The following is a 12,786-nucleotide window of genomic DNA, read 5'->3' on the forward strand; positions in this document are numbered from 1 at the left end:
CGGGCGTCAGTCCAGCCGGACGCCGCGCCGGTCCGGGTCGCGCAGATCGGTGCCCTGGTTCAGCCAGCGCTCCTGGAGCGCGGCGGCGCCGTGCACCCGCTTCCAGCCGGCCTCGTTGGGCGTCATCGGCAGCAGCGGCAGGAAGCGGACCGCTTCGGCCGGCTCGGCCAGCTCCAGGTCCTCGACCAGGCCGCCCGGCTCGGCGGCCAGCACCGAGGTGAACGGCGCGCCCTCCCAGAGCGGGGCGCCGAGGTCCAGCGAGCCGCCGGGGGCCACCACCAGGCCCTCGACCTGCGGTGTCGCGGCGAAGGTGGCCAGGCTGCGCAGCACGCTGTCGCGTCCGCCGCGGACGGTCAGCACCAGTTCGACGCGCGGGCCGCGCAGTTGGTCGGCGACCGGCGAGGTGGGGTCGGCCATCGGGGCGGCGGCCATGCCGAGCGTGGCGTAGCGCACCAGGCCCTCGGCGTCGGGGCCGAAGCGCAGCACCTCGATCCGGTCGGTGCCGAGGAAGGTGACCGCGGCCCGGCCGCTCGGCTCGCCGAAGGTGGAGATCAGCCGGGCCTCGACGGCGGCCAGCACCGCCTCCCGGGAGAGCTCCGGGGAGCTGCCGCCGTGGGGGTCGCCGAAGAGCGGGAAGTCGTGGGCCATGCCGGTGAGCGTAACCCGCGGGTACGGCCCGGTTGCGGTCGGGCCGAGCCGCTCCGGGCGCGCTGTCCGTAAAGCCTTCGGAAACCCCTGGGGGCTCCCGGTCGCCGACGGGCGGTCAGATGTTAGGGTGAGCGACTGGCCACCGGGATGCTTCCGTCTCGGGGCGGCGGCGCGAAGGAGGTGGTTGCGGTGGATACCGGCCGACCATGCAGTACCGGCAGCTCTGCCCGGCCCCGACTCCTCCGTACCCCGCGCCCCGCAGGCCCGACCGGCTGATTCAGCCGCAGTAGCCCCGAGCGCAGGCCCCACGGCGGACGGACCGGCCGGGAGAGCACCTTCATCCCCCCTTCACCGGTGTTCTTCGCCGTCGTACCGCGGCCGAACGTTTCCTCTTCACGCCGCCGTGTGACGGCTCCTGCCTCTGGGAGCCCGCCATGTCGATGATCAACAGCCTGCGCGCCGCCGTCCGCACCAACCGCCGCCGCGGCGCGGCCGGGGTGTACGACGCCGCCACCGACGACGCCGGCTCGGCCATCGTGGACTGCGCGGTCTACCGGCACGGCAAGCGCCGGGGCGAGACCTGCAGCCCGCGCGAGGCCGCCCGCCGGGTCAAGGCCGAGCAGCAACTGCCGGACGGCGCCGGTTCGTTCAGCTGGATCGGGCTGCACGAGCCGACCGAGGCCGAGTTCGAGGGGATCGCCCAGCGCTTCGGGCTGCACCCGCTCGCGGTGGAGGACGCGGTGCACGCGCACCAGCGGCCCAAGGTCGAGCGCTACGACGACGTGCTGTTCGCCGTCTTCAAGACCATCCGCTACGTGGAGCACGACCAGCTCACGCCCACCAGCGAGGTGGTGGACACCGGTGAGCTGATGGTGTTCGCCGGGCGGGACTTCGTGATCACCGTGCGGCACGGCGGCCACGGCTCGCTGCAGGAGCTGCGCCACCGCCTGGAGGCCGACGCGGACGAGTCCGGGCTGCTCGCCAAGGGCCCCGCGGCCGTGCTGCACGCCATCGCCGACCACGTCGTGGACAACTACCTGCTGGTCGCCGAGCGGCTGCAGAACGACGTGGACGAGATCGAGTACGGCGTCTTCTCGGCCAAGGGCGGCCGCAGCGCCGACGTCGGCCGGGTCTACCAACTCAAGCGCGAGGTCCTGGAGTTCAAGCGCGCCGTGGTGCCGCTGCTGCGCCCGATGCAGCAGCTGTCCGAGCCGCTGCAGCGCCTGGTGGACCAGGACATCCAGAAGTACTTCCGGGACGTCGCCGACCACCTGGCCCGGGTGGCCGAGCAGGTGCACGGCTTCGACGAACTGCTGAACTCGCTGCTGCAGGCCAACCTGGCGCAGGTCTCGGTGGCGCAGAACGAGGACATGCGCAAGATCACCGCCTGGGCCGCGATCTTCGCCGTGCCCACCATGATCACCGGCGTGTACGGCATGAACTTCGACTACATGCCCGAGCTGCACCACGAGTACGGCTACCCGATGGTGCTCGGTGCGATCGCGCTGATCTGCGTCGGGATGTACCGGGGCTTCCGCCGCAACGGCTGGCTCTGACCGCCCGCGCCGGTCAGCGCCGCCCGCCGCGGGCGACCAGGACCAGCCCGAGCAGGATCAGCACCACCGCCGGGTAGGCGGCCGCCGGCGGCCACTGGCCCAGCCAGAGGGCCGCGATCAGCGCCGCGCCCGGGGTCTCCAGCAGGATCGCGGTGGAGGTGATCGACGGGCCGAGGTTGCGCACCACGCGGCTGCTCAGCGAGTGGCCGAGCAGCTGGGCGGTGACCATCAGGAGCGCGATCTGCCACCACGCCCCGGCCGGCCACCCGGCCAGCGGAGTCCCGGCGACCAGGCAGATGACCAGCAGGCCCAGGGCCGTGGTGGCGTAGCAGACCAGGGTGTACGCGGTGGTGCTGACGGTCTTGCGGACCTCGGCGCCCAGCAGCATGTAGCCGGCCGCGGCCAGGCCGGCGGCGAGGGCGAGGGCGTCGCCGAGCAGCGCCCGCGGGGAGAGCGAGAGGTCGACCCCGGTCAGTACCAGCACGCCGGCGAAGGCGACGATCGTGCCCAGCCAGACCAGGCGCGGCGCCCGGACGCCCATCAGCCGCATCAGCAGGATGGTCCACAGCGGGGTGGTGGTGACCAGGGCGGTGGCGGAGGCCACCGAGGTCATCCGCAGGCTGGGCATCCAGAGCGCGAAGTGGACGGCGAGCAGCGCCCCGGCCGCGATCGCCAGCAGCAGCGCCCGTCGGCCGATCCCGCGCAGCTCGGCCCGGTGGCGCAGCAGCGCGTACGGGCCGAGGACGCCGACCGACATGACGTTGCGCCAGAAGGCGATCGCCAGTGCGGGCGCGGCGGTGGCGCTGATCAGCGGGCCGGAGAGCGAGATGCCGCCGATCGAGACGGCGAGCAGCAGCAGGTCGAGGGTGGGGAGCGGCGTCCGCCTCGGGTCGGCGGTGCGGGCGGGGTCGGCGGTGACGGCGGGGGCGGTCGCGGGCCGGGCGGCGGGCACGGCGCTCCTCTGCTGGTCGCGATGGGCGGGGCGATCATACGGTAAGGCCCATGGCGCCGTAATGGAACTGTCGCCCGGAGGCTGAGACATTCGGCGGACGGAAGGGGAGGGGAAACCCGTACGCTGTCCGCCATGGACCGTACGCCCGCCGCCGCGACCGCCGACGCCTTCCTCGACCAGGCCCTGCTGGAGGAGGCCGCGAAGAAGTCCGGCCTGCTCTGGGTGCGCGCCGACGGGCAGGACCAGGCCCGGGCGCTGTGGCACGCCTGGCACGACGGCGCGGTCGTGGTGGTCGGCGAGGGCGGCGAGCAGCCGCTGCACGGCCTGGCCCCCGGCGCCGGGGCCGTGGTGACCGTCCGCAGCAAGGACAAGGGCGGCCGGCTCACCGGCTGGAACGCCCGGGTCGTCGAGCTGGCGCCGGAGAGCGAGGCCTGGCGGGGCGCCGTCGAGGAGCTCAAGGGCAAGCGGCTGAACGCGCCCGACACCGACGCGATCACCGAGCGCTGGGCCCGCGAGTGCCGGGTGCTGCGGCTGGAGCCCACCGGCGCGCTCACCGAGCACCCGGGCGCGATGCCGGACGGCTCGCACGCGGCCGAACCGATGCCCACCCCGGCCACCACCCGCCGCCCGATCCCGGCCGGCCTGCCCAAACTGCTGTTCAAGCGCCGTTAAAGGTTCACGCCGAGGACTCCTGTGACCGCTACCGTGCCTCGTCGGGCCGGGCCCCGCGCTCGCGGGTAGCCTTGGCCGCGAGTGCCCGGTGCACCACGCACGGCGTCGAACGAGTCGAGGGAGTCCATGGCAGGGCCAGGCACCCGGGTCTTCATCTCCCACCTCTCCGCCCTCGCGGTCTTCGACCCGAACGGCGACCAGGTCGGTCGGGTCCGGGACGTCGTCGTCTCGCTGCGGCTCGGCGGCCGTCCGCCGCGCGTGCTCGGCCTGGTGGTCGAGGTGGTCGGCCGGCGCCGGATCTTCCTGCCGATGACCCGCGTCACCAGCCTGGAGTCCGGCCAGGTGCTCACCACCGGCGTGATCAACCTGCGCCGCTTCGAGCAGCGCCCGTCCGAGACCCTGGTGCTCGCCGAGCTGCTGGACCGCACCGTCACCTGGTCCAAGACCGCTGAGGACGTCACCGTGCTGGACGTCGGCATGGTGCAGACCCGGCTGCGCGAGTGGGAGATCAGCAAGGTCTTCGTCCAGCTCGGCCGGGCCGGCCGGCTGCGCAAGGGCAAGGGCGAGCGGCTGACCCTGGACTGGCAGGACGTCACCGGCTTCGCGCTGCCCGAGCAGGACCAGGGCGCCGCCAACCTGCTCGCCACCTTCGAGCAGCTGCGCCCCGCCGACCTCGCCAGCGTGATGCACCACCTGTCCGCCAAGCGCCGCGCCGAGGTCGCCGCCGCCCTGGACGACGAGCGGCTGGCCGACGTCCTGGAGGAGCTGCCCGAGGACGACCAGGTCGAGATCATCGGCAAGCTCCAGGAGGAGCGCGCCGCCGACGTCCTGGAGGCGATGGACCCGGACGACGCCGCCGACCTGCTCTCCGAACTGCCCGGCGACGAGGCGGAGCGGCTGCTCCAGCTGATGGAGCCGGACGAGGCCGCGCCGGTGCGCCGCCTGCTCACGTACGAGGAGGACACCGCCGGCGGTCTGATGACCACCGAGCCCGTCGTCCTGGAGCCGGATGCGACGGTCGCCGAGGCGCTGGCCCGGATCCGGGTCCGCGACCACAAGCCCGCCCTCGCCGCCCAGGTCTTCGTCTGCCGCCCGCCGAACGAGACCCCCACCGGCCGCTACCTGGGCACCGTGCACTTCCAGCGGCTGCTGCGCGAACCCCCGTACGTGCTGGTCGGCTCGCTGGTGGACGACGACCTGGACCCGCTGCCGCCGGACACCCCGCTGTCGCTGATCACCAGCTACCTGGCGACCTACAACCTGGTCGCCGCGCCGGTCGTGGACGAGATGGACCACCTGCTCGGCGCGGTGACCGTCGACGACGTGCTCGACCACCTGCTGCCGGAGGACTGGCGCGACGTCGCGCTGCACGCCGACGACGACACCCGGCACGACGAGAGGGAAGGGGTGACCGGTGGACGGTGACCGCAACGGCAGGCCGGACGACTCCGCGCGCCGGCGCCTCCAGGGCGAACTGCGGCAGCTGCGCCAGCTCCGCGAGCTGCGCACCCGCGCGGGCAGCCGGGAGCGGCGCACGGACACCGCCCCGATCACCGGCACCGGTCGCACCCGGCTCGACCAGCCGCGCACCGAGCGGCCCGGCCTGCTCTCGCTGCCCTCCTACGACCCGGAGGCCTTCGGCGTCCTGTCCGAGCGGATCGCCCGCTTCCTCGGAACCGGGCGGTTCATCGTCTGGATGACGGTGGTGGTCGTCATCTGGATAGCGTGGAACACGCTGCTGCCGGCGCCCGTGCGCTTCGACGAGTACCCGTTCATCTTCCTGACCCTGGCGCTGTCGCTGCAGGCCTCGTACGCGGCGCCGCTGATCCTGCTGGCGCAGAACCGCCAGGACAACCGGGACCGGGTCAACATGGAGCAGGACCGGGCCCGCAGCGACCGCAACATCGCGGACACCGAGTACCTGACCCGCGAGGTCGCGGCCCTGCGGCACGGGCTGGGCGAGGTCGCCACCCGTGACTTCATCCGTTCCGAACTGCAGTCCCTGCTCAGGGAGATCGAGGAGCGCCGGGAGGCCCCCGAGCCGCTGTGATCCGCGGCACGCTACCGACGGGTCAACCGGTTGGCCCGGCGCCGTACCATCAAGGCATGGCCAACGAGACAGAGGTCGCGGCCGGCGTCACGGAGGAGTCCGTACGCCAGGCGCTGGCGACCGTCAACGACCCGGAGATCAACCGCCCGATCACCGAGATCGGCATGGTGAAATCGGTCGAGATCGCCGAGGGCGGCGCGGTGCGCGTCGCGGTCTACCTGACGGTCTCCGGCTGCCCGATGCGCGACACCATCGTCACCCGGGTCCGCGAGGCGGTCGGCAGGATCCCCGGCGTGACCGGTGTCGAGGTCGAGCTCGACGTGATGAGCGACGAGCAGCGCAAGGAGCTCTCCCAGCTGCTGCGCGGCGGCGCCCCCGAGCGGGAGATCCCGTTCGCCAAGCCGGGCACGCTGACCCGGGTCTACGCCGTCGCCTCCGGCAAGGGCGGCGTCGGCAAGTCCTCGGTGACGGTCAACCTGGCGGCCGCGATGGCCGCGGACGGCCTGAAGGTCGCCGTGGTGGACGCCGACATCTACGGCCACAGCGTGCCGCGCATGCTGGGCGTCGAGGGCCGGCCGACCCAGGTCCAGGACATGATCATGCCGCCGCAGGCGAACGGCGTGAAGGTCATCTCGATCGGCATGTTCACCCCGGGCAACGCCCCGGTGGTCTGGCGCGGCCCGATGCTGCACCGCGCGCTCCAGCAGTTCCTGGCCGACGTGTACTGGGGCGACCTGGACGTGCTGCTGCTGGACCTGCCGCCCGGCACCGGCGACATCGCGATCTCGGTGGCCCAGCTGGTGCCCAACGCGGAGATCCTGATCGTCACCACCCCGCAGATGGCCGCCGCCGAGGTGGCCGAGCGGGCCGGCACCATCGCCGTGCAGACCCACCAGAAGATCGTCGGCGTCATCGAGAACATGTCCGGCATGCCGTGCCCGCACTGCGACGAGATGATCGACGTCTTCGGCACCGGCGGCGGCCAGACCGTCGCGGACGCGCTGACCCGCACGGTCGGCGCGACCGTCCCGGTGCTCGGCTCGATCCCGATCGACGTCCGGCTGCGCGAGGGCGGCGACGACGGCCGCCCGGTCGTGCTCTCCGCCCCCGACTCCCCGGCCGGCGCCGCCCTGCGCGCGGTGGCCGGCAAGCTCGGCGGCCGCCAGCGCGGGCTGTCCGGGATGTCGCTCGGACTGACGCCCAAGAACAAGTTCTGATCCGGTGATCGGCTCGGCCCCCAGGGCTGAGGCGAGCAGCGGCAGGGGCCGGTGATCCACGGATCACCGGCCCCTGTGTTTCGGCTGCGGGCCCTACGGCCGGGTGTAGGCGGCCAGGTCGGGGACGGTGCAGAAGCCGATGCCGTAGGCGCTGACACCGCGGCCGTAGGCGCCGAGCAGGACGCCGGGGGCCTCGCCGGCCAGCACCCAGCCGTACTCGGACTCGCGGTAGCGGAAGGGCTGCGGCAGGCCGTTGACCGGCAGGCTGAGGGTGGACCAGCCGGGGCCGGCCAGGTCGTCGGCGAGGTCCCAGGCGAGGCTGCTCTGCTGGTCCAGCCAGTCCTGGCGCAGCGTACGGTCCAGCTGGCCGGGCCAGGTCGCGGCGAGCAGGCCGGAGCCGGCCAGCCAGGCGGCGGAGGACGCGGAGGTCGCCTCCAGGGTGCCGGTGTTGTCGGCGCTGCGGCGGCTGTCCCGGCGGGCCATGGTGACCACGGCCGCGAACTTGCGCATGTCGCGCGGCTCGTACTGCTTGGCCGGCTCGTCGCCGTGGCCGAGCGAGCCGTAGTCGACGCTGCCCGCGGCCCGGCCGCCGGCGCCGGCCTGCATCAGGTAGCGGCGGCCGGTCCAGCCCTCGTCCAGCCCGTACCAGGGGAAGTCCGCGGACAGGTAGGGCACCAGCGGGTCCGCCGGGCCGGCCTGTCCGCCGACCACCGGGCCGCCGGCCGTGACCGTCGCCCCTCCCGCCTGACTCGTCGCGTCCATCCCCGGGCCTCCTCAAACGCACGTCGCCTGCCGTGGCGCGCTCCCATGGTGGCGTACCGCGGCGTTCCCGGGGGCCGGTCCCGGGCCATGACGGCGCGGAATGTGACGGACGGCTCAGCGGGAACAATCAGCACAATAGCGGCGCACACGCCACCGCCCCGCTCAGCCGGGCGGCCGGGCGGGGCGGTGGCGTGCTGCCGGGGCGTCGTACCGGAGCCCCCGTCAGGTGCCGCTCAGGCGGCGGTCAGGGGCCGGTCAGGTCGCGTCGGGGTCGAACGGGGGGCGCTCGCCGGCCGTTAGCGGGGCCCCGGCGGAGGCGGGCGCCGGGGCGGACTTCTCGAAGCTGACGCTGCCGCTGCGGCCGTTCACCGGCGCCGCCGGCTTGTCGTCCAGGACGGAGCGGATGTCCAGCGAGTCCTTCATGTCCTTGAGGCCCAGCGGGTCCTCGTCGCCGCCCATGAGCTGCTTGCGGACGAAGGTCTTGGGGTTGAGGTCCTCGAACTCGAAGTCCTTGAACTCGGGGCCGAGCTCGCTGCGGATGTCCTCCTTCGCGTTGTCGGCGAAGGAGCGGACCTTCCGGATGAAGCCCATGGTGTCCTGGATCAGCTTCGGCAGCTTGTCCGGACCGAAGATGATGATCGCCATCACGATCAGGGTCAGGATCTCCAGCCCACCTACATCGCTGAACACCTTTGCTCCCTAGCTCGTCGGACGACGGTTCCTATCAGGGTAATGGCCACCGGCGAGTCCCTGGTCCACGCTGCGATGAAGCCGTGGTAAAGACCTGCCGGTGGCCGGGTGCGTCGAGCCAGGGGAGGCTGCCTGTCCGGGGGCGCTCCGGGACGGGCGCTAGCGGATCTGCTGGCGCTGGGCGGCGACGCCGCCGGGGCGCTCCGGGGACGACGGCGGGGATGCCTCGCGGGTCGCGGCGATCGGGCGGCCGGGGAAGTCCACCGGGACCTGCGCGTTCATCGGGACGAGGCCGCCCCGGCCGGTACCGGCGTTGCCGCCGGCCGGGCTGACGGTCGTACCGTGCCGGTCCTCGCCCTGCGGGCTGAGCCCGCCGACGCTGCCGAGCGTGACCGCGGCGACGGAGAAGGCGCCCGCCGCGGCGAAGACCAGGCGACGCCCCCGCGCGGGGGTGCGGACGGCGGTGGCGGCCGGCTGCGGCCGGGCGGCCCGGTCCGGTCCGGCGGCGGGCTCGGGGCGGGCGGAGCGCCGGCCCATCAGCGGCCGCAGCCCGGTGCCGCGCCCGAAGGCGCGCGGGTCGACCCCGGGCACCGGGGTGTCCGCGCCGAGCGCGCCCGCGCCGAAGGAGGCCCCGGCGCCGCGGCCGAAGGAGCCGCCGGTGAGCCGGCTGCCGCCGAGCGTGCCGGTGGCGGCGACCCCGCCGCCGGGCAGGTCGTCGTCGTCATCGCGGCGCCCGTGCCCGGGCGGCCAGCCGCCGTCCGCCGGGCCGTCCTCGGGGAGGTTGCCGACGGCCATCAGCCGGGCCATCAGCGAGGAGGACGGGCCGGGCGTGCCGGTGCCGGTCAGCAGGTGCTTGACGGCGCGGCCCTCGTCGGCCTCGGCGAGGCACTGCGGGCAGGTCGCCAGGTGGGCCTGGACCCGCTCGCGCGAGTCGTGGCCGAGTTCGCCGTCCAGGAAGGCGGACAGCCGCTCGCCGAGGTGGTGCTCCTCTGCGGCGGGCTCGGCGGGCCGTACGGGCAGCGCGTGCAGGGCCGTGTCGGCGGGCAGCGCCAGCGCGGGCAGCACGGGCTCACCGGGTTCGTCGGTACCGCGACGACCCGGCAGGGCCCAGCCCCGCCGGTTCAGGGACCGGCCGGACGAGTCCGACCGGTCCGAGCCGGACCGGCTGGTTCCGCTCACGATCGCCTCCGTCCGCGCCCACCGGGCGCGACCGCGACCTCCACCGCGCCGACGCCGACCGGCACCGGCTCCTCCGAGCCGCCGCGGCGCTCACGGCCGGGGGCCGAGCCGGGGGCACGGTGCTTGAGTGCGGCGCGCAGGTGCGAGCGGCCGCGGTGGATGCGGCTGCGGACGGTGCCGAGCTTGACGCCCAGCGTGGCGGCGATCTCCTCGTACGACAGGCCCTCGATGTCGCAGAGCACCACGGCGGCGCGGAACTCCGGGGCGAGGGTGTCCAGGGCCTGCTGGACGTCGGCGTCGAAGTGGGTGTCGCTGAAGTGCTGCGCCGGGCTGGGCTCGCGGGAGGCGAGCCGCTCGGCCGCGTCCTCGCCGAGCGCGTCGAAGCGGATGCGCTGGCGGCGGCGGACCATGTCCAGGAACAGGTTGGTGGTGATCCGGTGCAGCCAGCCCTCGAACGTGCCGGGGGTGTAGGTGGACAGCGAACGGAAGACCCGGACGAAGACCTCCTGGGTGAGGTCCTCGGCGTCGTGCTGGTTGCCCGTCAGACGGTAGGCGAGCCGGTACACGCGGGCGCTGTGCGCCTCGACGATCTCCTCCCAGCTGGGCGGAGTCCAGGTCTGCGCGTCGGGGCCCTCGGCGAAGGTCGCGAGGGCGGGGGCCTCGGTGGTACCGGCAGCCGGCGTCTCGGCGGCGGGCTGGTCCAGATCGGAGTGCGCAGGCTGGTTCATCACGGGCTTCGGCGTACGGGCCGACGCGGTGCCGCGGGAGTGCCGCCGCACGGGGACGTCGCCCTCGGCCACACCTCCTCGGTCGGCTCTTCTGCCCAGCAGGGCCACCACCATATCCACCTCACCCGTCAAGCCCGGATAAAAGTGCCCGGGAGGTCTCCCGTACCCGGTCCGAGATGACAACGGCCCGCCGCCGTACGCGGTTCCCGCCCGGCCAGTAATCTGTGGCAGGAAATATCGACATCCCCCGGCACCGGGCCGCCACCCGGGGCTCCGAAAGAGGCAGCCATCAGCGAGTTCGGGCCCGCGCGCGCGGCCCTCGCCGACACCTACGTGGGCGAGGACGCCGTGCTCACCTACGCCCGGGCGCAGTCCGCGCGGACCGGCATACGGGCGATCGGGCCGAGCGGCGGGGCCTGCCTGCGGCTGCTGGCGGCCGCCCTGGACGCCAAGGCGGTGGCCGAGATCGGCACCGGCACCGGGGTGTCCGGGGTCTACCTGCTGCGCGGGATGCGGCCGGACGGCGTCCTGACCACGGTCGACTCCGAGCCGGTGCGCCAGCAGCTGGCCCGCGAGGCGTACCACGCGGCCGGGTTCGCGGCCAACCGCTCCCGGTTCATACCGGGCCGGGCCCTGGAGGTGCTGCCCCGGCTCGCCGACGGGCAGTACGACCTGGTGTTCTGCGACGGCGACCCGGCCGAGTCCCGCGAGTACCTGCTGGAGTCGCTGCGACTGCTGCGGCCGGGCGGGATGGTCTGCTTCGAGGGCGTCTTCCAGGAGGGCCGGCTGGCCGAGCCGGAACTGCAGGACCCGCAGACCGGCGCGGTCCGGGACCTGGTCCGGGACGTCCGGGAGAGCGAGGCCCTGCTGCCGGCGCTGCTGCCGGTCTCGGACGGGCTGCTCTGCGCGGTCAAGCGTTAGGACGTGCCCGGCGGGCCTTCCCGACGTGCCCGGCGGGCCTTCCCGGGGCCTCGGAAAACGCGCGGACCCGGGCCGACATGACGTCGTACCCGGGCCCGGCAGCGCATCTCCAGGAGATGGTGAGCACCCGCTGCGGTCAGCCGCAGGCCTTCTTCAGGGCCTCGCCGAGGGCGTCGGCCTCGTCAGGCGTGAGCTCCACCACGAGGCGTCCGCCGCCTTCGAGCGGAACGCGCATGATGATGCCCCGCCCCTCTTTGGTGACTTCGAGCGGGCCGTCACCCGTCCGCGGCTTCATGGCCGCCATGCTCGTTCCCCTTCCTGCAACCGCTCAGCTACGCACCGGCAGTCCGTCCACCGCCGGTATCGAACGCATTGATCGGAAGCCATTATCCCGCATGCCACGGGCTGATGACCAACATCACTCTCGGTGCAACCTCGGCCGGACCGCCCCCAACCGTGGCAATTCGCGTCATAAGCCCCGGCGTGGCGGCGGTACGGGCCGTACGGGAAGGTGCGATACCTCACACTCCCCAGGCCACCGCGTGCTCCGGCATCCTGGCACACGACACCGACACCACGACGACCACCGGGGAGCCCTCGCCCATGTCCGATTCCGTGCTGTACGAGCTGGACGGCGGCCTGGCCGTCATCACCATCAACCGCCCCGAGGCGATGAACGCCCTCGACGTGGCCACCAAGGTCGCGCTGCGCGACACCGTGACCGCCGCGGCCGAGGACCCGGAGGTCCGGGCCGTCCTGCTGACCGGGGCGGGCGAGCGCGCGTTCTGCGTCGGGCAGGACCTGAACGAGCACCTGGCGATGCTGAAGCAGGCCGAGGAGACCGGCGAAGGTGCGCTGCGGACCGTCGCCGAGCACTACAACCCGCTGACCAGGGCGCTGGCCGGGATGCGCAAGCCGACCGTGGCCGCGGTCGGCGGGGTGGCGGCCGGCGCGGGTGCCTCGCTCGCCTTCGCCTGCGACTTCCGGATCCTGTCCGACCGGGCCGGCTTCAACACCGCCTTCGCCGGGATCGGCCTGACCGCCGACTCGGGCGCCTCCTGGACGCTCCCCCGGCTCGTCGGGCACGCCAAGGCCACCGAGTTGCTGATGCTGCCCCGGACGGTCAAGGCCGCCGAGGCGATGGAGCTGGGCCTGGCCACCAAGGTGGTCCCGGCCGAGGAACTCGCCGCCACCGCACGGGTCTTCGCCCGCGAGCTGGCCGAGGGCCCGACCGTCGCGTACGGCGCCGTCAAGGCCTCGCTGGCGTACGGCGCCTCGCACTCGCTGGACGAACTCCTGGACAAGGAGGACGAGTTGCAGACCCTGGCCGGGGAGAGCGAGGACCACCGGATCGCGGTGCGCGCCTTCATCGCCAAGGAGAAGCCCAAGTACGTGGGCCGCTAGGACGGTT

14 protein-coding genes are annotated in these 12,786 nt (G+C 73.7%); 7 read left to right on the plus strand and 7 right to left on the minus strand.

Features of this window, described 5'->3' with window-relative positions:
• Positions 1-6: 6 nt before the first annotated feature.
• Positions 7-648, minus strand: coding sequence for a suppressor of fused domain protein (locus CRP52_RS11850; protein WP_097236365.1), 642 nt, complete (start codon positions 646-648; stop codon positions 7-9).
• 434 nt (positions 649-1,082) lie between these two features.
• Between CRP52_RS11850 and corA the strand changes: the two genes are divergently transcribed.
• Positions 1,083-2,204 (plus strand): magnesium/cobalt transporter CorA, encoded by a 1,122-nt coding sequence (corA, locus tag CRP52_RS11855; protein WP_097236366.1) that lies wholly within the window; start codon positions 1,083-1,085, stop codon positions 2,202-2,204.
• A 13-nt stretch (positions 2,205-2,217) separates the two neighbouring features.
• Here corA and CRP52_RS11860 read toward each other — a convergent pair whose 3' ends face one another.
• Complete coding sequence (locus CRP52_RS11860; RefSeq protein WP_373560483.1) at positions 2,218-3,156, minus strand: DMT family transporter; 939 nt, start codon at positions 3,154-3,156, stop codon at positions 2,218-2,220.
• Between the two features lie 132 nt (positions 3,157-3,288).
• Here CRP52_RS11860 and CRP52_RS11865 point away from each other — a divergent pair, with 132 nt between their 5' ends.
• The 4 genes from CRP52_RS11865 to CRP52_RS11880 all read left to right on the plus strand — a co-directional run bounded on the left by CRP52_RS11865 (position 3,289) and on the right by CRP52_RS11880 (position 7,095).
• Complete coding sequence (locus CRP52_RS11865; RefSeq protein ID WP_097236368.1) at positions 3,289-3,828, plus strand: hypothetical protein; 540 nt, start codon at positions 3,289-3,291, stop codon at positions 3,826-3,828.
• Positions 3,829-3,954: 126 nt separating this feature from the next.
• The gene (locus tag CRP52_RS11870) at positions 3,955-5,253 is read left to right on the plus strand and encodes a magnesium transporter MgtE N-terminal domain-containing protein (RefSeq protein ID WP_097236369.1); all 1,299 of its coding nucleotides are present in this window, start codon (positions 3,955-3,957) and stop codon (positions 5,251-5,253) included.
• 49 nt (positions 5,254-5,302) lie between these two features.
• Positions 5,303-5,878, plus strand: coding sequence for a DUF1003 domain-containing protein (locus tag CRP52_RS11875; RefSeq protein WP_373560555.1), 576 nt, complete (start codon positions 5,303-5,305; stop codon positions 5,876-5,878).
• A 56-nt stretch (positions 5,879-5,934) separates the two neighbouring features.
• Positions 5,935-7,095: an Mrp/NBP35 family ATP-binding protein gene (locus CRP52_RS11880; RefSeq protein ID WP_097236370.1), complete on the plus strand. Its 1,161-nt coding sequence runs from the start codon at positions 5,935-5,937 to the stop codon at positions 7,093-7,095.
• Between the two features lie 93 nt (positions 7,096-7,188).
• Here CRP52_RS11880 and CRP52_RS11885 read toward each other — a convergent pair whose 3' ends face one another.
• From CRP52_RS11885 to sigE, 4 genes are all read right to left on the minus strand, one after another.
• Positions 7,189-7,857, minus strand: coding sequence for a hypothetical protein (locus tag CRP52_RS11885; RefSeq protein ID WP_179852765.1), 669 nt, complete (start codon positions 7,855-7,857; stop codon positions 7,189-7,191).
• A gap of 255 nt (positions 7,858-8,112) precedes the next feature.
• Entirely contained in the window at positions 8,113-8,547 is a 435-nt protein-coding gene (locus tag CRP52_RS11890) for a sec-independent translocase (protein ID WP_097236371.1), read from the minus strand.
• Between the two features lie 159 nt (positions 8,548-8,706).
• Positions 8,707-9,726, minus strand: a complete 1,020-nt coding sequence (locus CRP52_RS11895; RefSeq protein ID WP_097236372.1) for a zf-HC2 domain-containing protein — start codon at positions 9,724-9,726, stop codon at positions 8,707-8,709.
• Positions 9,723-10,454, minus strand: a complete 732-nt coding sequence (sigE, locus tag CRP52_RS11900; RefSeq protein WP_097240025.1) for an RNA polymerase sigma factor SigE — start codon at positions 10,452-10,454, stop codon at positions 9,723-9,725. The genes CRP52_RS11895 and sigE overlap by 4 nt, the downstream gene beginning before the upstream one ends.
• A gap of 288 nt (positions 10,455-10,742) precedes the next feature.
• Between sigE and CRP52_RS11905 the strand changes: the two genes are divergently transcribed.
• A complete protein-coding gene (locus tag CRP52_RS11905) occupies positions 10,743-11,375 on the plus strand; it encodes an O-methyltransferase (protein WP_097236373.1) in 633 nt (210 codons plus the stop codon).
• 136 nt (positions 11,376-11,511) lie between these two features.
• Here CRP52_RS11905 and CRP52_RS11910 read toward each other — a convergent pair whose 3' ends face one another.
• On the minus strand, positions 11,512-11,679 hold the full coding sequence (locus CRP52_RS11910) for a DUF3117 domain-containing protein (protein WP_014137929.1): 168 nt from the start codon (positions 11,677-11,679) through the stop codon (positions 11,512-11,514).
• A 299-nt stretch (positions 11,680-11,978) separates the two neighbouring features.
• On the opposite strand from CRP52_RS11910, the gene CRP52_RS11915 reads away from it, so the two are divergent.
• A complete protein-coding gene (locus CRP52_RS11915; protein WP_097236374.1) occupies positions 11,979-12,779 on the plus strand; it encodes an enoyl-CoA hydratase-related protein in 801 nt (266 codons plus the stop codon).
• The last annotated feature ends 7 nt before the right edge of the window (positions 12,780-12,786 follow it).

The organism is Streptomyces sp. 1331.2 (assembly GCF_900199205.1).
GTDB lineage: Bacteria > Actinomycetota > Actinomycetes > Streptomycetales > Streptomycetaceae > Kitasatospora.